The following is an 18,732-nucleotide window of genomic DNA, read 5'->3' as shown; positions in this document are numbered from 1 at the left end:
ATGATGAAAAAACACCACTCCCTTTTCGCTGCGCTTTGCCTTTGCTTTGCTTCTTCTACAAGCTATGCGGGTGAGGTTGTTCCGAACCACATCGCACATCCTCTGCACTCAGATGAAGCAGATTCTAGTGGCTTGATGGATCGTATGGGAAACTCACAACCTGCGACAAAAGCAAGTCCAACGCTCGCACCGGGCGGCCTCTCCAACAAAAACGTCGTATCGGGCTTCCCATCATGGTCCCCTAATCTTGGCGATATTGCGACCTATGCAGACAATTCCGTGCAACAGGCCGATATTGGTTCTAAGGTGGCTGGGCTAGATAAATCCGGCAATGTCACAGCACCCGTTAATACGCAGCACATGGACGCAAACGACTTTTTGCGCGTCGGTTCTTTTCCAGGAACAAATACTTACTTTGGTCAAGAAAGCCCATCCCCTCTTGGAAGCTTCTTTACGCGCAGAACAATAAACACCAACGATATTAATCTCCCTGCAACGGATGGCATCCCCATAGAAAGGGCATTGATGCTTGGCGGCCAGCGTTCCTATGCAAAAGCGTTCGAATGGATATTCGGTCAACCGGACAGCGGAAATCTTGGAGCCGCTGTTGATTTTGTCGCTATGAATGGTATGTCGGCTGGTCAAGGCACGGGGGTCTCCGCTGGTGGATTTGATACAATGCTGGGCTACATGAATTACGATGCCGCCGCTCGCGCCACAAGAACAGGCTCAACCCCACCAAAATTTGTTGCTTCAGCATCTGTTCAAGACCCTGATGGGGTAAGTCATGCTGTTACGTTTACGGCAAGAGGAGCCTCATTCTCCCCTGCTCTTCCAGCTTATTGGGGGACGATGCTGCATACAGGTATGAATGTTGCAACAAACGAATTAGGCGTAGCGACTGGAACAATAAAGCAAAGTATCTGGCAAAATAATTGGGATACAGATGGATATAGACGCCCGTTCAACACCTACTTTGGGACTATAACTGGCTGGAAAAGAAACCCGGATGGAACCATACCAAGTGTTTCTGTTGATGGATGGGTGATATTCCAACAAGGCAATTATAATCTTGGGAATGATCGAAATAAAGTTCCGGGCAAGGACACGCTAGACGGGTCGAAACCTGCGCTGGATACCGTATTTACCCAAATCAGCAGTCCTGCCATCCTATTTGGCGTTTTTACCAAAGCTTTTCCTCAGTATGAGTTGTGTGACCTTGAGCCTCAAAAGCCCGGTGGAGATTTTAATAATCCGAATGGGTCTGTTTATAGCCTCGTCCATGAGTGCGACCATGAGGTCGATTTATGGAACCGTGACCCTACCGATTATCTAAATTCCATTCATGGCTATACGATGGTTTTTGATAATAGTGGCGGCGGAAAACTAACGAAAGATAGTTACGCCTTTACTGTTTCTGGCGGCGGTGCGCTTCCTTTAGGGTATCATATCCGTAACCTACTTGAAGGCTCTCCCGGTTTCCAAGCCATGTCGAATGGTAGCACCACGCAAACCAATATATACACCCCTTATGCAGTAGGAGCGAATATAGGCGATACAAGCGTATTGCAATCATGGGGGAATGAACTTGCGAAAGGCGGAATTAACACATCCACGTTGAGGCTCATTCAGTATCGAGACGCTGCACCCGCTGCGAATGAGACAAATGATGCAGCGCAATCCAAAGTATCGCTTCATCTGCAATGGCGCTGGGATACGACCGTCAATCCACAAGCCGAGCAAGGAGCGGTTGGCGCTCAAATTGTTTATAATCCACCCGGTTATGAATACGGCCTTGGACTAGGCGCAGGTGGAAGTTTCCAAAATCCAGCTTATGGAGAATATATCTCACAAGGTGGTTCGGTTTGGCTCCCTAATGGTGCAACTGTTATGAATGGAAACGGATTTGGAATGATTCCATTTTCAGGAGACACAAAAGGTCATCCCTTTATAGCGGCGTCTGCACCCGATACGATTGACGCAAAAACATCTGCTGGCGGTTATGCGAGTATAAACTCTTACGGGGTTACGGTCATGAATGGTCAAGGCGTTGGCCTTGTTCCTATGTCCGGCGATAAAGGAGGACACCCATTCATTACAGCTTCATCTTCAAACGCAATGGATGTGAAAGCAACAGCAGGAGGGTATTCGCAGTTAAATGCTTATAGCCTTTCAGCCAACGGAGGAGATGTTCTCGTAAATACTGGTCAAGGTGTCGGATTTGTTCCAACGACAGGAGATGGGGCGGGACACCCTTACTTCCATGCGGCCGATAACTATCATCTTTTGTTAAGCGACACCGCTGGCGGAGATGGCGGCCTTCAAGTTGGAGCGTTTACAGCTAATGCTGCCGCTGTATTTAAGGGGACGGTATATATACCTAATCAAGCAACGATTGATGGAAATATCAATACGGGCGGGAATATTACTCTGTCTACGCCTGGGAATTATATGAAGTTCTCCAGTCCCACGCCGGATTCCAACAATCAAGACCAACGAATTTATGCCGATCCAGATGGTAGTCTTTATCTAACAAATATCGGCAAAGAAGCATCGCACTACATGGTCACAAAGGTCGATGGATTAAAAGCGACAATGCTTAAAGGAAGCGGAAACGCCTTCGCCTGCCTTGATGCGAACGGCCTGTTATTTCGCAGTGATACCCCGTGTAAATAGTCTCCCTATCTCCCACACTCTCAGCCACCTCCAGGTGGCTTTTTTTATACCCAAAGGAAAGAACCATGCCCAATTCGCAAGAGTTTCAATATCGTCAAACAATAGATATGCAAGATATCCAATTCAAGCTCGCTGAACAAAAAATACGACAAGATCAAAGCGAGAAACGTTTAGATAATATTGAATCTGCCATTACGGTTGGGTTTAAAGAGTTACGCCAAGACCTTCTGGACACGCGGGCTGATCTAGGAAAAATCCGCACATGGCGGACGTGGATTACCTTCGCTACGACCATTGGTGGAAGTGCGGCAGGATCAGCCATCTGGCACGCGCTCCAAGCGGGAGTGCATCCGTAATGGGAGGTGTTGCTGCACGCGGGATTGATCTGGCACAGGTAAAATATGAATGGGTTCAGCCTGCCCTTGCCACTCTTGGGCTTCTATCGCCAGCACGGCTCAACCTAGTCACTGGGATTGGATTAGTTGAGAGCAATTACATCTGGCTGAAACAACTCAATGACGGTCCCGCTCTTGGCTTTTGGCAGATGGAGCCATTTACGCATGATGATCTGTGGAAGAACTCATTGATTGCACCATGTCGCTCGCGCATTGCTTACGGATTGCATCAGCTTCTGCATGGCGTTGAGCCAGCATCCTCCCAGATGATCACTAACCCGCTTTATGCTGCTGGAATGTGTGCGGTGAAAGTCTGGCTTGCGCCTCAATCCCTCCCTGCCGCCGATGATGCTGTTGGCATGTCCGCCTATCACAAGCGCTGGTATAATTCCGCTCTTGGGGCGGCTGATCCTGTGCGAAATATTCCTGCTTTTAAGCGGGTAATCCTCGCCTAACTCCTTTTTAAAACGAGACCACTATGGATCCTGTCTCTTTGATGCACACTATCGCCCCTTTTCTGCCTGCGCGCTATAGCGCGGACCTCTTGGCGATTGTGACCTTTCTGATTTCCACTTGTGCTTTGATCGCTCGTTTCTGGGCGCGGCCTAAAGATGGATCAAAATGGCTCTTTCTTTACGTTCTGATCAATCAAATCGCCATGAACAGCAATCACGCAACCAATGCCGATGATGTGGATCCACACGCCGGCAAGACGTGACTGAACCCTCACACCCCCGAAGGAGGCAGCGGCAGCGCTGTCAGACCGAACGATCTTTTCAATGCTCCCTCTGAGGAGCTTTTTTTATGGGAAAAACACACCATGGCAACCGCCTCTGACGTTACCAAACAACTTGTCACCATTATTGAAAATGCCGCAGGAAATGCGATTAAACCTGCCCAGAAAGCCAAGCTGGAAGCAACGGCCGCTATTGTAGGAGGTCTTGGCGATGATATCGCACCTCTTTTAGAAGAGCGCTATGACGTGGATGCTCTTTTAGCGGGCATCAGCAAGGTCGAAGGTGGCGCAATCCAGATTGAAGACGGTCTTGATGACATTAAGGTTGCGTTGAAAGGCAAGCCTGTCTCAACTCCGGCTTCGTCTGTACCTGTCACAGGATACGCTCAATAATGTTGGGCTATGCTCATCTTGCCGAGGGCCTTTGCGCTCTCGGTGTTTTGCTCTTTCTGGTGACGTTCTCCTATCGCGCAGGAAATAACAAAGCCTCCGTTGCGTCATCCCGCCAGCAGGCACAAGCCGCCGATGTCATGACGCAGAAAGCCCAAGCCATGGCTCAGGCTGAAGCGGATAAACCTGCAACAGAAGATGCTCTTTTAACACGCTTGAAGGATGGGAACGCATGAAGTGGATTATTCTCGCTCTTACCCTCACAAGCTGCACATCAGTTCAATATGTGCCTTGTCCCGTGTTGGTGCATTACACGAAAGACGATCAGGCCCGTCTGGCGTCCGAGATCCAGAAGTCTCCACAGCCGGAGACGATGCGGTGGCTGGGTGATTATGTTGGGTTGCGCGATCAGGTTAGGGCTTGTTCAGCTATACAATGACATCTTTTCGGTTTGACACTACCTCAATTTAGGCCTTGTTTTTCCATATATAGATTTTTATGGTTTGACAGTCTAACTTATTGATTTAAAACACTTTATCTAGTTGCGTCGGGTCCACCAAGGTTTTCTGCCGTTTTTTAAGTTATCCACATAAGTCGTTATGGTTCAATTGAACCACTACAGGTCAAAATCATCCGCAATAGACCTCAGATAACTTGGATCAAACTTGCGATACACACGCCTCAATGTAACGGGATCTGTTGCCAACCAATCAGCCGCTTGATCAATAGGCACCCGATCCATCGCGAACCATGATGCAACACTATGCTTAATATGATGCGATATAGGCGTCCAATTTAAACCAGCTTTTTTTTACAAGCCTTACTAAAACACCGTCTCATTCCATAAGGAATCGGCTTTCCGTTCCAATGAACGACACCTCGAAACTTCGAAACAAGTCTTTGTAATAAAATTAAATCAATACGGTACATAATATCGAGCCTAAATTATAAATACTTTACCTAAAATTCAAAAGCATGACCAAAACGTATTTTTTCCTTTTCGGCTCCGGTTCAATTAAAATTCATTAAGCCTTCGCATCACTGTTGGCGCTTTTACCAGCGGGTTGTGGGAATCGACCTCTTTGTCCATTCTTGTTTGGCTCAGTCCTGGGAACGACTGATTGGAACGACCAGGCAAGAGCGCTCCGGCAGTAGGTACAGAAGAAACCGATGAGGGCATGTTCAGTTGTCCACCACCGCTCTTTACGCCAATGCCTCAAGTCAGGAAGAGCACTAAATCGCTCAGAAATTGTGGGAATGTTAATTAACAGGAAGGAATATTATGAAATTACCTTCCTGTTAAAGGATTTTATTGCTCTGCACCTGCATAGCGGAAAAATTCAATCTCTTCTTGCTCATTTAAACGACGGATACGTAAAGGACCCATTTGAGCTAACATGTTGAAATGAACTTTAGCATCAACTTTTTTAATATGCTTAAGAGCAGGTGCGCCACCAAGGGCTAACGCAGGAAAGAAACCATAACATTCACCTAAAGTGATTTCTCCAATCACATCTAACGCCTCTTTAAATAAAGAAGTGTAATTTTTATTATCGGTAGGATAATTATACCAACGATCAAAAACTAAACCAGAAATAGGAGCTTTTAAAAAATAGTTTTTTACTCCTAATTTGCTATAATTCCATTTGGGTATCTTCATCGTTGATAAAGGTAAATTTACCTCACAACTTTGTAGGTCTTCATTCCAAATAAGTAGATCACCAAAAGCTGAAAAACCCACAATATGAGTTCTCTTGGGATGAATATCAGGGTCTCCTTCAAAGAGAATATCAATAATATCTGCATAGTCAGAAGGAATACAAAACTGAAATTTCCCTTCTAACCACGTTCCAATTCCATATTCGCGCCAAAACTGTATCAGTGCATTTGGCAACTTTTCTTCATATTCATTGCAAATTTCGTTGGATACTTTTTTTTGATTCTTTAACTCTCCATATTCTTGAATAAATTCACGAATATCAGAGCGAGGATCTATTTCAGACATTTCACTTCTCCATTTTTTAGATAATTACATTTATGAATCTTCACATTCAAGTAAGTCAACATCCATAAACTTTTTGCCTAATTTTTTTGCTTTTTCTGCCGCCTTCTTCAATTGCTCCCATCTTTTAAAGGTACTTGATGGTCCTTTTTTACCCCATTGAGAACCTATGGAAGAGTTAACTCTAGAAGACCCCATATCTGTCGGCATTGGTCTTCCGCCTGCACGCATATCTGGATTATGAAGCGCAGCTTTTTCTTTCATTTGCTCATCGGCATATTCCGTTGCTTTATTCCTATTATCAAATTTATTCAGTCCTTCAATAAAATAGTCTTCCCACCACTGGTTCCTAAAATCCTCGCGCATTTTCTTCTCACCAGGATTAGCCGCGTCTCGACCAAGTTCAGAATATCGATCAATATTATTAAGCAGTTCATCAGGGGACATTTCATTAATCCCCTTTTCTTGCCCTTTCAGTTGCCGTCTGAATTCTTTAAGAGTGTCCGGATCTGAACTAGGAGGCTTAAAGCAATCAGGGCCGTCCCCACAATCATAACATGGACCAGAGGGTTCTTTATGCTCTAAATCTTCATCTGCTTTTTTATTAACATGTGCAAATATACTTGGATCAATAGAGCCTAAAGCAAGCCCCGCAATCCCTGCAAGAACGGCTCCTACCGCAGCCCCTATTGGACCTGCTAGAGCTCCTGTTTCTCCACCAATCTCAACCCCAGCTAATCCTCCCAATAATGCGCCACTCATGATTGTTTATTCTTTTCCATGTGAACTTTAGACGTCATAGAGATTAAATGTTTAAGCCCTAAATCAGGGTCATGCCTTACAGATTTCATATAAGTTATAATCGCTGGATCTTTTGAAAACTTCTCATGAGACATGAGCTGTAACCATGCAAAACGTCCTTTACCTGCCTCTGTCGTCACTTCAAATATTTTACTTTCTTCTTCAGATCGCTCAACAAATTTTAAAAGAGCTTCATCATTCATATCTTTTGTCTGATCTGGTGCTGTATCTCGTAAGAACTTTGCAATTTTATGGTGTGACCGAAGTTTCATTGCGTCAGTAATGAGATTCATTTTTTCTTGATCGAAAGACAAAAATCCTTTTTCTGGCTCAGGCCAATTTGAGCGTCGCTTTGCTTCAAGCACACCTTCTGGCACACTAATTAACAAAGATTGAGCAGGACCAAAAAATCGTGCTCTTTGAGGTAGAGTCATAATTGGCAATATGAGGGCTATTGTTTTTGGATCAAAATGTCTGAAAACAACCATTCTCGTTTTTGATTTTTCTTCAGACTGTGAAGGAATGCGAACTAAAGAGAGAGTTCGTAAATGGCGATAAAATGTATCGAAACTACATTGCGCGTTCCAAAAGACTGAGCCGTTTAAAACATCTGGCAATGATAAAAAAAACTCTCCTTGATGAGGTGCAATAGTTGCCAAAAATGGTCCTGAGCGCCCTACGCTACCAGGCTTTCGATCAAGAAATAGAGACTTAAAGAAGATCTTATTTTTTCTAAGCAGATTGGGAAGATTATCAAATTGAGCGCCATCCATTGCTATAAAGATAGGGCGATGTGGCCATGCGTCTATTTTTTTTTGGATTTGTCTCTTTAATTTATTCATTATGATAATTTATTCATTATGATGGATCATAAAATGGAGCGTTCATAGCAGATGCTTGTCGAGGACATGGGGTACCCTTTCCAGTGTCACCTATTAAAACGGTTGAACAACCAGCAATAATTACACCTCCATGAACTGTCATATCCCCCATCCGGGCAGCCGGTTTATCATTGATGAAAACAGTTGTTGAACCATCCATAATTTCATCGGATGGACCGATGCATGTAAGTTTGTCTCCAACGCGAGCAGCCGGCCAACCATTAATCAATACATTTGGAGAACCTTGTACGATAGGACCACCGACATGCGGAATATGACCTTCAGTTTGAGGACAAGTATGCATGTCTGTTAATCGAGCTGCCGGTTTACCTGACATTTTCATTTCTCCTGTGTATTGTTATGATCTATCAAATGAAAAGCCTTTTACAAAGTGATTAAGAGTATCGAGTTGTTCGGTTGTAAAAATCCCTTGAGTAAATGCGGTTAAAATAAAAAGTATTTTTTCAGAAAAAAGATAAAGTCGTCTTTCATCAATTTGCTGCGTATCAGCTCCCTTTAATGTACCAGCTGTAATAATACCTTCTCTTCCTTCATGATAATATTTTTTCTTCCATGCAAGATCATAATTTTCGCCACTAGTCATGCGTGCAGTAATATCTTCATTAATATATTTAGTAAAAACACTATTTCCAGAAAGATAATGACGCCTAACGGTTACATTAAATGTATTTCCTTTACTGGATGTTAAAAGAAATGCATAAATACTACAGTCTTTACTCCCCTCTGGTAGATCAAGGGTAAAATCAGGAAGTTTATATTTCATAACGTATTTCTACCAGTAATTAAATTATTATTCAAAGGAAATAAAAGTAAAGTTTTCACATTAAATTTAGCGTGTTAAATAACGGACATGAGCCCGTCCCCAGTGAGTTACAAACGACACCATTTTACATTGAGCTTCCGGGTGCTGTCACGTTAACTTATGATGGTCGTGATAGGCGCTTTTAAGGTTAATTCATGCAGCGAGAAAAGCTGCGACCTTCCATTGTGCAAAGGCTTGGATACGATGAATGCGTCGTATGAAAGCGTTGGTTAGCAGCGGGTGGAACGAAAAGATTACGGACGGTAGAAAAGACGGAGACGAACCTCTGACATCCGCTTGGCGATCTGAATTTTGCATCACCCGTTCACGCTTTCGGAGTAGTAAATGACTGTTTTCCACTCGATTATTCAGTACCTTATGAGAAAGATGTCGAACAGATAGGCGGAGTTTCCGCTTTGCTGCTCTGTAAGATTTCATCGAGGATATAACCATCTTGGTCTACAACACGCCACAGCCAATGAAGCTTTATCCTCACTTCGTCGAGAGGTTATAGATCGCCACGTTTAACTACCTTGCGCCGTAAATGGCAAGTATAATCTGCACCAAATTTTCAGTCTCCAACAACGGATCGTCTTATACGACATCATAATCCCACACTCTAAAAACACTTTTTCAATCAAACGAAAGCTCAAAGAGAAACTAAAGATACAGCCATATCGCATGCGCTATTAATTCACCTGGAACACTAGGCCTTTTTGGTAGCTTACTGTGGGCTTATTCATGCGCTCCGTATAAAACACGCTGGACGTAACCGTGCCAGTTTTCCGAAAGCCGCCCCCTAAGCGCGACTGGGCCAGTCAGGCGGAATGAGCTTTATGCCAGACGCTTTTGTCCACCGCCCCTTGATGGCCGCGACATATTCTGGATCTTCTTCAATATACGCATGCTCGATGAGAATAACCTGCAAACCGGCCTGTCGGGCGGTCTCCTCGAACAGGAATCGAACGATCTTTTCATGGCGACTTGGTCATCGTCCTTGTTCATTTCATGCAGTTTCTTCTCGTCTCCCTTTCCCTGCTTTGGATAGTAGGGACGGCTGATCTGATCAATAACTAGGACCCCAGGAACGGGTGCTGTGATCTCCTTGAAGAATTTCTGCAACGAGAAAGCAAGGGCAAGATGGATGGCGAGATAGTTCTGGTCAGAACCGATCTCAGCCATGGTTAAGGCAGCACGACGCCTTGGCTCTATCAGAGAAATTCTCGGGGTTGATGACGTGAAAACAATCCGCGAACCGGTCGCAGGTTCTTCCGTAGGAAGCTCGCCAAGCATATCAGTCGCATAGGAACTAACTATGGTTTCGGCATCGTGTAGCCGATCACGACGCGACTGCGGATCAATGAAATCTCTAAGACTCTCGATTTCCTGCGTTAGTAACGTGGTATCCACTTTTTTGCTCTGAAAATCTTTCGCAGTTGTCTCAAGAAACTGCTCAATGCGTCCGACGACCCGTGCCCGTTCCTGAAGAATGGATTCGGTTTTCACCGACTCTTCATCGACCCGAACCAGTCCGCTTAGCTGAGATTCAATTTCCTTAAACCGGCCATCTTTGGATTTGATTTGCGCCTCGATCCGACTTGAAAAATCATCCAGGTTCGGGCGGATCGTATCGGCAACAAGGACTTCGTTCTTGATGATATTTAGCGATTCCTGGATCTGAGCCGCCATTTTCAGGCCAGCATCATTCTGCGTGTCGCACACTGGGCATCGTCCATCACCTAATTTGAAATGCTCGACCAGCCTCAGTTTGTGATATTGCCCTGAGACAGTAGATTCGTAACCAGAGGCTTCCCGAATAGTCTGCTTAAGCAGTCGCTGCTTAGTTCTTAGTTCCTGAAGTTCAGCAACAACTTCGCGTCGCTCTTCTTCCAAAATTGCACGAGCTTCGAAACCTCTTGTATCGATCGAGGATATCCCACCCTTAGCCACGTTTTCGAGATATTCAAGCAGGAAACTGTCAGGCGTGCCAGAGATAGGAAGCTCGGGAATAAGGCCAACGCCAAACGCCTGCGTCAACAGTGCCATCGACCGCTCTGTGAGGACAGTCTGACTTCTTTCCTTCGCAGCAGCCTCTCGCTCGGTTCTCGTCAAGGCCGCTTCAAGTTGGCGAAGGCGTCGCGCTGCCAGAACACTGTCTTGATTGATGACGCCGAGAAAATAGGGGAGAGAAGCCTTGATATCTCGCGCTTTCTCTGGGCGATCGAGATCATGGAGCAGGGTTCCTCTGCTAATGATCACATCCCCTGACAGAAACAGGTAAGGCGGAATATCGCGGACAGTAGCGCGCCCTTTCTCTCCCTTCACGATAGAAGCTTCATTATCCAGATCCTGAATGCCAAAAGCATTTTCGATGAACGCCCGCGCTACCTCTCGGTTGGTATGGCCCTCAAGATCCTCTGCTGTCTCAGGAAGAGTCAAATTTCGTCCTGTCCTGACATACATTTGACTTGTGCCGCTACCTGACTTGGGGATCTGTCGTCCGACAATAAGGTCTGTTTCCCCTCTCACCCACTGAACCGCCACGGCAGTGGCGTGATTGCGTACAAAGGATGGGAGGTTGCACTTGCTTGAGCCAAGGCAGTAATCGATCGCGTCGATGATCGCAGATTTTCCTGTTCCGGCCGCGCCCGTAATGATGTTGACCTTTCCGATGTCGAAATCGAGCGTCCTGCGCCTACCGTTGACACTATAGAATGCGATTTGACGAATATTCCAACGTTTCACAGTGTCACTCCGAATGCTGAAAAAATTGTCCCTGCCGACCCCGCATTGCCCATCCATGTTCCGAGACGCGAGGCACGATTCAACGCGCGTTTCGCGTTCAGAGGTAGATCCTTGGCGGGCACTTGGACAAGTCTTCGTGCGCCGGGACCAAGGTTACCGTTAGGATCAAACACTAGAGCTCTTGTGCTCAGACCAAATCGCATCGCTTCCGAAACAATGTCTCTTGAAGCATCAAGCCGTACTCCTAGATCTACGCGAACGTCCGGATAGCGATAGAGCCACGACAATAGTCCAGTACGAGACGTCGTCTCCTCGAAGGAAGTGTTCAGATCGTCTGACAACGCGATCGGCAAGGCAATATAAGAAAGCGAGAAATTGGGTTTTCTTCCTGACGCTGCAATGTGTTTGCGGCAGAAGGCGAGCAATCCGTAGGCGCCAAAGGCCGGATTCGTTTCAGCAAAGAGGTCATAAGCTACGAACATTTCTTGAAATCCAGTAATCTCTTATAATCGGGGTGCCAACCCACGTCACCGTTAATAGATAAAGTGTGAAAAGTTCCCCTAACATAGCTGGGCGAAGTAACGCTTGGGGCGAGATGCTCAATTATATTTGGGGCACTATAAAAACTCCAATCCAATAAGCCGCGCCCTTCCTTCCTCTTGCTGTCTTCCGAGAGACCATTACAAGCCGCCGTCATATCAGCATATTTGTAACCCCATTCCTCAATCAAACGGGCGTCGTACTGCACAATTTTTTCGCGCCAAGTCGGATTTTGCGTTGACCATCGTGAACGCGATTCTCGAGCCCGCCATTCGTTTATTACGATCCTTTCTTGCCATTGCTGCGCATCAATCAACTCGATTTGGCGTACGATCATAGGATGAGATTGATACGTTTCTGGCGGGAGCTCTGTGGCAAAATGGTCAACAAGACTGTCTTGTTCAACATCGGCTATACTCTGCATATACTGAGAGATTAGCTCAAAGCGATTAATCGCCTTTGTACGTTTGCCACAGTGAGCATGGATAATCTGTCTGTTCCACCATTCAACCAGACGTTGTGCGATACGCTGCCGGTCTTTTGAGAGGACACTCATAAGCCTCTTTGCAAGTTCGTCTTCAATAAAACGAATATTTATCTGATTTGGCTTTAAGCGTATTTTTGACAAAATTTTAGCTTGTTTTTCGTGGGTTAATTCGAGAAAAGCCTGGCAAGCTTTGACCCTTGCTTCATGAGGAAGATTTCTTTTTCCTTCTTTTTCTGCTTTCTGCCTCTCGTGGAGCACCCGCTGCGCTTCTTCTCGTAGATCTATGAGAAGTTCTGAGCGATCTACAGCTTCATCAAGCAGACAGATCAAGTTGGATTTTGGAGAAATATCTGCGACAGTAACAAGATATAACATAGTTTTGGATAGATCCAGCTCCGGAAGGACGTCGATCCAAGCTTTGAGTGTTTTCCACAGATTAACACTCGTCAAAGTAAGGTTGGCAGGCTTCGCTGAAAGAGAATGCTTGAGCTGCTCAAGAATAGTTTCACCTTTGGACTCAAGCGTTACATCGTCGAGAGTTTCAAGATAAATAACAGCATCGTCAACAGCTTCGTTCCATAGCCTGAGCAGTGCATATTGAGCCTGGTAAAGAAAACCCAAAGCTGCGTCATCGGCACTGTGATCATTTGTCACGTTCACCCCCTCTCCTTATCCTGTCGTTCATCACTCTTTTCGAATAATCAAGTGTCCTCAATAATATCTCAATTCATCGCATAAATGGATGAGATTGTATATTTTCAAAAATTCCAGTAATCACGACTGAAAATTAGAGTATTACGAAAAATCAGTGCATATCCGGAAGGATGGAAATATCATTTGATGCCAGCATAAGCGTTTTGAACGTTAATTCAGGCAGCGAGACAATTTGCTGTTTTCTCTGCGTTAAAGCTTGAATACGCTGAGGTTAACATAACATCCCTGAACGGGTCCTTATAAATCCATATATTCTTTTTTTTGTAATAATTTTTTCACCCATTCTGGCATCCATAAATAATCTATTCGATGTATCTGTTGCGCCTTCATATTCATCACCTAAGACGATTAAGTTAACATGATGGTTCCCTTTTGTGGAAATGTCAGCCAAGGGAACCATGTATTCAAACAACCTCTACAGATTCTATATACAAAAACTGAGTATTCAGAAATCCATAGTAAAAGATGCTTTGTATGTACGGGGCATTCCTTGAGCAAGATATCCCCCAAGAGCAGAAGACCAGTAGCGATGGTTTCCGATATTATCAATGCCAAACCGTAATGTTAATGGTTTGTGATACGTTATGAATGTATAGCGCGCTCCAATGCCAAATGTTGTCCAGTTGGGGATTTTTAGAGTATTCATTGTATTCACCCATTGCTTTCCAGTGTTAATTACACGCGCAGTTAGGGTCATCCCACGTAAATAAGGAAAGTCATACTCAATGTTTCCATTAATCATATAATCAGGAACACCAATCGCTGTTTTATGATCTAATATATTTTGAGCAGAATGTCTGATTTTAGCATCATTGATTGTCGCTCCGCCATTAAACCTCAGTCCTTTAACAACAGTACCATTGATGTTAGCTTCTAAACCGCGATTACGCTGAAGGCCGTTGACTGTAAAAATTTGTTGCCCATTACCATACGGTGCAACATAAGAATAATTTTGGTTAACCTGATAGATTGCGATCGAGGCTGAAAAACGACCTGTCTCATATTTCGTCCCGAGTTCATACTGTAATGAACGATAAGGTGGAAAAACCTGCCCTATATTAACAACACTTCCTGAAGCCGTTGGTCCTTGTGACAACCCCTCGACACGATTGAAATAAATTGAAGTTTTACGTGTCGGGTGAATTACAACGCCAAGCACAGGGGTGACGGCATCTTGGTTGATATGAGACAAGCGAAGTGTCGTGGCGTAAGAATAGTTGTTTGATACAATATTTTGGTATCGGAAACCTCCCGTCAACAATACTCTATTATTAAAGGCTGAAATTGTGTCTGCAAAAGCGATGCTCCACAAACGTGTAAAAGCAGTTCTTTGAGGGTTAGATAAGTTTCCACCGACAATATTTTGACTGGGGGTCGTTGACGTATAAACTGGCGAGTATAGGTTCCCGGCAATGGGGCCACTCCCGAATGCGTAGGCTGTGGCAGTCGTGGCCCATAACCCCGATCCACTTGTATTTATGGTATGATGAACACCAAACGTATTAAACCGAATGCGAACACCTGCGCGTGTACTTTCGTTCGTGTTGACATATGGAACGTAAAGGTTTCCGTAAGTTCCCGCTCCTGTTTCTCCATTATTTACAGTGAGATTGGAATAATTTCCTTTCTCATTACTGCCAATTCCACCAAAAGCACCATACAATGTAATATGGCGATTTAAATCATGCTCAACATTCAGCATGCCAAAAAGATACTGTAAATCTGTAAAGGTCCATGGCTGCCCATAATTACTTTTTGCAGAAGGAACCTTAGGCAGGCTGGTTAAGGCACTGTTTAAAAAGACACCCGCACGCCCCCAACGAACACCTTCTTTTTGATAGTCTATATCTAAGGAGATACGGGTACGGTCATTATGCCAGTCAAAATCTGCACCAAGAGCCGTTGAATCACGATGTTCATGATCAATTGGTGTTTTTCCTGATAAACCAGCAACGTTTAACCGTGCACCAAAAGCATGGTCGGTTCCAAACCGGCGCCCTAAATCAATAGCGCCTCCACCTTGTCCAGTGCTCGTATAATCTCCGGTAAGACGTGTAATCGGATCTTTAGTCGCATGCTTTAAAAGGAGATTGATATTACCACCAATCGCTGTCCCTCCTGGAGCAGCTCCATTCACGAAGGCACTTGCTCCGTTTAAGACTTGAACTTGGTCCAAAATTTGAGGTGATAAAAGCTGCCTTGGTGCAATTCCATAAAGACCATTGATGGAAACATCATCACCATAAACTGGAAAACCTCGCATTAAGAATTGTTGGGAAAAATTACCATATCCAAATGTGGTACGAATTGATGGGTCATTCTCTAAAACATCTCCCAAAGTCTGAGATTGCTGATTAAGAATAATGGATGATGTATATGACCTTATATTAAAAGGGGCGTCTAATCCTTTAACATTCCCTAACGTACCCAGTTGACCACCACTTTTGACTTCCATTTGTTCGCGTCGGCGGGCACGCACAAGAATGTTTTCAGAAGTTATCGCCTGTAATGACTGAGGTATTTCTTTGCCTTTATGGGTGATAATTTGTTTTTTGTAGGGATGCTTTAGGGGGGCATTTTGAGCGTAAGCATCTTTAAAAGAAAAGGCTAAGCAAGCAACACTAAATGCACAAGGCGCGATACGTGCGAAAGAGAGGTTATATGGCATAAATTCTCATTATGACTAATGCGATAAGGTTATTCTTGCCATTACTGCAAATGATAATTATTATCAATAAAAATTGATTTTCATCAAAATTTTGCTGCTCAGGGTGATTGTTTCTTTATGTCAGCTCGGCATTTTTTTTATATAATTCATCGTTATCTAGGGTTAATCGTTGCGCCGTTTTTAATCTTTGCAGGTTTAACAGGTACTATTTTAGCCTATAGATCAAATATAGATGAACTCATTAACCCAGACCTTTTTATTTCTAGTAATCATCCCTCAAATTTTAATAAACCACCTATTACAAAGCAAATAACGAAAATTCATCAACGACATCCCGCATGGATCATAAAATCATTTTCTCTTAATACAGCCCCTAATAGAAATGTGCGGTCTATTGTGCAGACAAGCCAAGGAGAAAGAGAGGTTTTTTGGGATCCATATAATGAAGAAATACATGGGATACGTTCTACTCAAGGCGGCTTCCAACGTCACAATCTCATGCAAGGCATTCATATCGTACACTATACTTTAGGGGGCGGGCGTATAGGGCGATGGCTTATGGGAGGCGCAGCTTTTGTATGGCTCGTTCTTACGCTTGCGGGAATGATAATTACATTCCCACCTAAATATTGGTCTAAATGGTTTAAATTATGGCTGATTAAACGCAGAAGTTTACAACAACGCCCGATGATCGAGCTTCATCGTCTTTTGGGTTTGTGGACTTTTATAGCGATGCTTATTTTATCATCGACATCTGTCGCTATGAATTTCTTCACTGAGTTTTTTGCGCCAGAAGTAGAGATGCTTTCCCCTCCACGTTTAGGGGGACCTTTTTCTCAGAAAATATTTTCTCAAAACAAACAAGCAATTGACTATGAAGCCGCTCTAAAAATAGCTCGAAAGTGGGCAAGATCCTATAATCCGCAGTTCGCTCCTGTTGCATTTCAAGACTTCTCGGAAGCCGGTGTCTATGGTGTGTCTTTTGCCTCAGGAGGAACATCTAACTTTGTTGGAACGGGACGTAGAACGTGTTTTATGAACCGTTATACAGGAGAGATCATATGGATTGATTCTCCAGAACTGGATGGAAGCGGGACAGAATTAATACGAAGTCTTTATCCATTACATACGGGCCAAATTATTGGCTCTTTTGGAAAGGCGTTAGATGCGTTTACTGGTATAATAACAATTATACTTTCCATAACAGGTATATGGATATGGTATCGAAAAAGATGCAGGCGTTTGTATATAAGCCGATTAGATCATCAAGGGTAATGTAAAGAATTTATTCAATTTTAGATATGCTTATTACAACCATGATAATTAATCCCCATCAAGTTTGAAAAAGTACCACCCCCCTCTATGAGCTGCTTCGTAATGATCGAGAGAATAATGATGAAAGTGACCCCATAAAAGAAGCAATGGATGAGAAAAAAGAATTGCTACCGGAATAGACAATAAACTTGAAAATAAAATAACAGCCTCAATTCGTTGAGATTTTTTATTATTCCTGATCATAGCAACGAATCGAGAAAATATAACTCCAATCAATACCCACCCTGCTACTAACCCTTTAAATAAATCATCGTCTATTTTTATAAGTTGATTCACTCCATTAAATTTCCATAACTCTTTAATTACGAACACATATTCAAAAAATATACATATTATAAAAAGTAATATTCCAACAGGAACAACTAAAAGATATTTTTCTCTAGGCTCTTTAAAAATAACAATGTTTTTCATTTTAATACTTATACGAAAAATATGCACCTGGATGCACGATGAGATTCTTGCATGTCAAGCCAAGATGCTCCACATATTCAACGAAACTCTCTACAGGGCGAGATTTTTCAATATTTTTCGCCAGATCAATGGCCTTATCTGTTAACCCAAATTTTCTATCCGCTACAGAAAATGCCCATGCCACACCAAAACTAGCAGCTCCTATTACACAAAATGACATTACAATCGGTCCAGAAGCTCCTACCAACATTAATCCAATTGTTTCTCCAAGATATGTTGCTAAAAGTCCTTGGGTAATATCACTTAAAAGAGTAACGCCTAAACTCGTCATGTCAAATTTATCTTGTAAACATTCATGCATGAGATCCATCGTCACCATACCAAAAATCCCCATCCTTCTAGATGTTGCCCCTTCTGCTAGGCGTTCGGATTCACCTATCACAAGACCCAATTCCTTTATGATAGGATTATCTCTTAAATAAGTTGTGCCTGAGAGTTTTGCCCTTAATCCTGGACGCCCCTTAAAAACAACAAGCTTTTTACCTGCACTCGTTACTTTCAGATAAGCATCCCCTTTTATCCCTAATATAGTAATTTGTTTAATAGCACTTCTTCCATTCTCGAAAGCATCATGCCAACCGAATATATCAACATAAGTGTTATCTTTTAAAGTTTCATTAATTGAATCCACAGCTGACCAAGGACTTACCGAATTTATACGATCCCTCATCGGGTTAGGAGCTACTCCCGTAGGTAATGCTGACTTTTGCGTAGAAGCTATTTGAGATCGTAAAGACGCCAAGTTTGTTGGGCACATTGCTTTCTGATCCTCAGCCAGCAATCCATTGAGTTGCTGAAGCGTCATAATAAAGATTTCACTATCTTCGTGTGGCACTGTACTCATATAGCTTTTTAAAACCTACCCTTTTTGAGATATTATTTTATTCAAAGTAATAAACACACATTTTTGTGAAGTTTACACGAACAACTTAACACTTCCTTATTTTCATTATTATCCCCTATATTCCAAATCTACTTTGATAAAGCAATACCTTATTTTCTCTTCCCATACTGAATGAAATTTGCTTTTACCTCCCGTCAATCTACGGCTCCTACGTATTAAAGTGC

21 protein-coding genes are annotated in these 18,732 nt (G+C 43.4%); 8 read left to right on the top strand and 13 right to left on the bottom strand.

Annotation, left to right across the window (positions count from 1 at the left end):
- From E3D00_RS07300 to E3D00_RS07270, 7 genes are all read left to right on the top strand, one after another.
- Window positions 1-2,676 (top strand): autotransporter outer membrane beta-barrel domain-containing protein, encoded by a 2,676-nt coding sequence (locus tag E3D00_RS07300; RefSeq protein WP_141461291.1) that lies wholly within the window; start codon window positions 1-3, stop codon window positions 2,674-2,676.
- A gap of 65 nt (window positions 2,677-2,741) precedes the next feature.
- Entirely contained in the window at window positions 2,742-3,032 is a 291-nt protein-coding gene (locus E3D00_RS07295; RefSeq protein WP_141461289.1) for a hypothetical protein, read from the top strand.
- On the top strand, window positions 3,032-3,526 hold the full coding sequence (locus tag E3D00_RS07290) for a hypothetical protein (protein WP_141461287.1): 495 nt from the start codon (window positions 3,032-3,034) through the stop codon (window positions 3,524-3,526). The genes E3D00_RS07295 and E3D00_RS07290 overlap by 1 nt, the downstream gene beginning before the upstream one ends.
- 41 nt (window positions 3,527-3,567) lie before the next feature.
- Complete coding sequence (locus tag E3D00_RS07285; protein WP_141461286.1) at window positions 3,568-3,789, top strand: hypothetical protein; 222 nt, start codon at window positions 3,568-3,570, stop codon at window positions 3,787-3,789.
- Between the two features lie 102 nt (window positions 3,790-3,891).
- Complete coding sequence (locus E3D00_RS07280; protein ID WP_141459541.1) at window positions 3,892-4,200, top strand: hypothetical protein; 309 nt, start codon at window positions 3,892-3,894, stop codon at window positions 4,198-4,200.
- Window positions 4,200-4,433: a hypothetical protein gene (locus E3D00_RS07275; protein ID WP_141461284.1), complete on the top strand. Its 234-nt coding sequence runs from the start codon at window positions 4,200-4,202 to the stop codon at window positions 4,431-4,433. The genes E3D00_RS07280 and E3D00_RS07275 overlap by 1 nt, the downstream gene beginning before the upstream one ends.
- Complete coding sequence (locus E3D00_RS07270) at window positions 4,430-4,636, top strand: hypothetical protein (RefSeq protein ID WP_141461282.1); 207 nt, start codon at window positions 4,430-4,432, stop codon at window positions 4,634-4,636. Before E3D00_RS07275 ends, E3D00_RS07270 begins: the two co-directional genes overlap by 4 nt.
- Window positions 4,637-4,813: 177 nt before the next feature.
- Here E3D00_RS07270 and E3D00_RS10685 read toward each other — a convergent pair whose 3' ends face one another.
- The 11 genes from E3D00_RS10685 to E3D00_RS07220 all read right to left on the bottom strand — a co-directional run bounded on the left by E3D00_RS10685 (window position 4,814) and on the right by E3D00_RS07220 (window position 15,858).
- Window positions 4,814-4,939 (bottom strand): hypothetical protein, encoded by a 126-nt coding sequence (locus E3D00_RS10685; protein ID WP_281279638.1) that lies wholly within the window; start codon window positions 4,937-4,939, stop codon window positions 4,814-4,816.
- 567 nt (window positions 4,940-5,506) lie between these two features.
- The gene (locus E3D00_RS07265) at window positions 5,507-6,202 is read right to left on the bottom strand and encodes a GAD-like domain-containing protein (protein WP_141461280.1); all 696 of its coding nucleotides are present in this window, start codon (window positions 6,200-6,202) and stop codon (window positions 5,507-5,509) included.
- 30 nt (window positions 6,203-6,232) lie between these two features.
- The gene (locus E3D00_RS07260) at window positions 6,233-6,961 is read right to left on the bottom strand and encodes a polymorphic toxin type 15 domain-containing protein (RefSeq protein WP_141461278.1); all 729 of its coding nucleotides are present in this window, start codon (window positions 6,959-6,961) and stop codon (window positions 6,233-6,235) included.
- Window positions 6,958-7,842: a DUF4123 domain-containing protein gene (locus E3D00_RS07255; RefSeq protein ID WP_141461276.1), complete on the bottom strand. Its 885-nt coding sequence runs from the start codon at window positions 7,840-7,842 to the stop codon at window positions 6,958-6,960. The genes E3D00_RS07260 and E3D00_RS07255 overlap by 4 nt, the downstream gene beginning before the upstream one ends.
- Window positions 7,843-7,858: 16 nt before the next feature.
- Entirely contained in the window at window positions 7,859-8,218 is a 360-nt protein-coding gene (locus E3D00_RS07250) for a PAAR domain-containing protein (RefSeq protein ID WP_141461274.1), read from the bottom strand.
- Between the two features lie 21 nt (window positions 8,219-8,239).
- Entirely contained in the window at window positions 8,240-8,665 is a 426-nt protein-coding gene (locus E3D00_RS07245; protein WP_141461272.1) for a hypothetical protein, read from the bottom strand.
- Between the two features lie 192 nt (window positions 8,666-8,857).
- Window positions 8,858-9,142: a hypothetical protein gene (locus tag E3D00_RS10585; RefSeq protein WP_220093250.1), complete on the bottom strand. Its 285-nt coding sequence runs from the start codon at window positions 9,140-9,142 to the stop codon at window positions 8,858-8,860.
- Window positions 9,143-9,538: 396 nt separating this feature from the next.
- Window positions 9,539-11,449 (bottom strand): DUF3732 domain-containing protein, encoded by a 1,911-nt coding sequence (locus E3D00_RS07235; protein WP_181441945.1) that lies wholly within the window; start codon window positions 11,447-11,449, stop codon window positions 9,539-9,541.
- Window positions 11,446-11,931, bottom strand: a complete 486-nt coding sequence (locus E3D00_RS07230) for a three component ABC system middle component (protein WP_141461268.1) — start codon at window positions 11,929-11,931, stop codon at window positions 11,446-11,448. The genes E3D00_RS07235 and E3D00_RS07230 overlap by 4 nt, the downstream gene beginning before the upstream one ends.
- A complete protein-coding gene (locus E3D00_RS07225; RefSeq protein WP_141461266.1) occupies window positions 11,922-13,130 on the bottom strand; it encodes an ABC-three component system protein in 1,209 nt (402 codons plus the stop codon). The genes E3D00_RS07230 and E3D00_RS07225 overlap by 10 nt, the downstream gene beginning before the upstream one ends.
- A gap of 505 nt (window positions 13,131-13,635) precedes the next feature.
- Window positions 13,636-15,858, bottom strand: coding sequence for a TonB-dependent receptor (locus E3D00_RS07220; RefSeq protein WP_141461264.1), 2,223 nt, complete (start codon window positions 15,856-15,858; stop codon window positions 13,636-13,638).
- Window positions 15,859-15,975: 117 nt separating this feature from the next.
- Here E3D00_RS07220 and E3D00_RS07215 point away from each other — a divergent pair, with 117 nt between their 5' ends.
- Window positions 15,976-17,133 (top strand): PepSY-associated TM helix domain-containing protein, encoded by a 1,158-nt coding sequence (locus E3D00_RS07215; protein WP_141461262.1) that lies wholly within the window; start codon window positions 15,976-15,978, stop codon window positions 17,131-17,133.
- Window positions 17,134-17,181: 48 nt separating this feature from the next.
- Here E3D00_RS07215 and E3D00_RS07210 read toward each other — a convergent pair whose 3' ends face one another.
- Both E3D00_RS07210 and E3D00_RS07205 read right to left on the bottom strand, forming a co-directional pair.
- Window positions 17,182-17,604: a hypothetical protein gene (locus E3D00_RS07210; RefSeq protein ID WP_141461260.1), complete on the bottom strand. Its 423-nt coding sequence runs from the start codon at window positions 17,602-17,604 to the stop codon at window positions 17,182-17,184.
- A 1-nt stretch (window position 17,605) separates the two neighbouring features.
- Entirely contained in the window at window positions 17,606-18,508 is a 903-nt protein-coding gene (locus E3D00_RS07205; protein ID WP_141461258.1) for a hypothetical protein, read from the bottom strand.
- Window positions 18,509-18,732 lie beyond the last annotated feature (224 nt).

It is taken from the genome of Swingsia samuiensis (assembly GCF_006542355.1).
GTDB lineage: Bacteria > Pseudomonadota > Alphaproteobacteria > Acetobacterales > Acetobacteraceae > Gluconobacter > Gluconobacter samuiensis.
The sequence above is the reverse complement of the archived record's forward strand: the minus strand, read 5'-3'. Positions and strand labels throughout refer to the sequence as shown.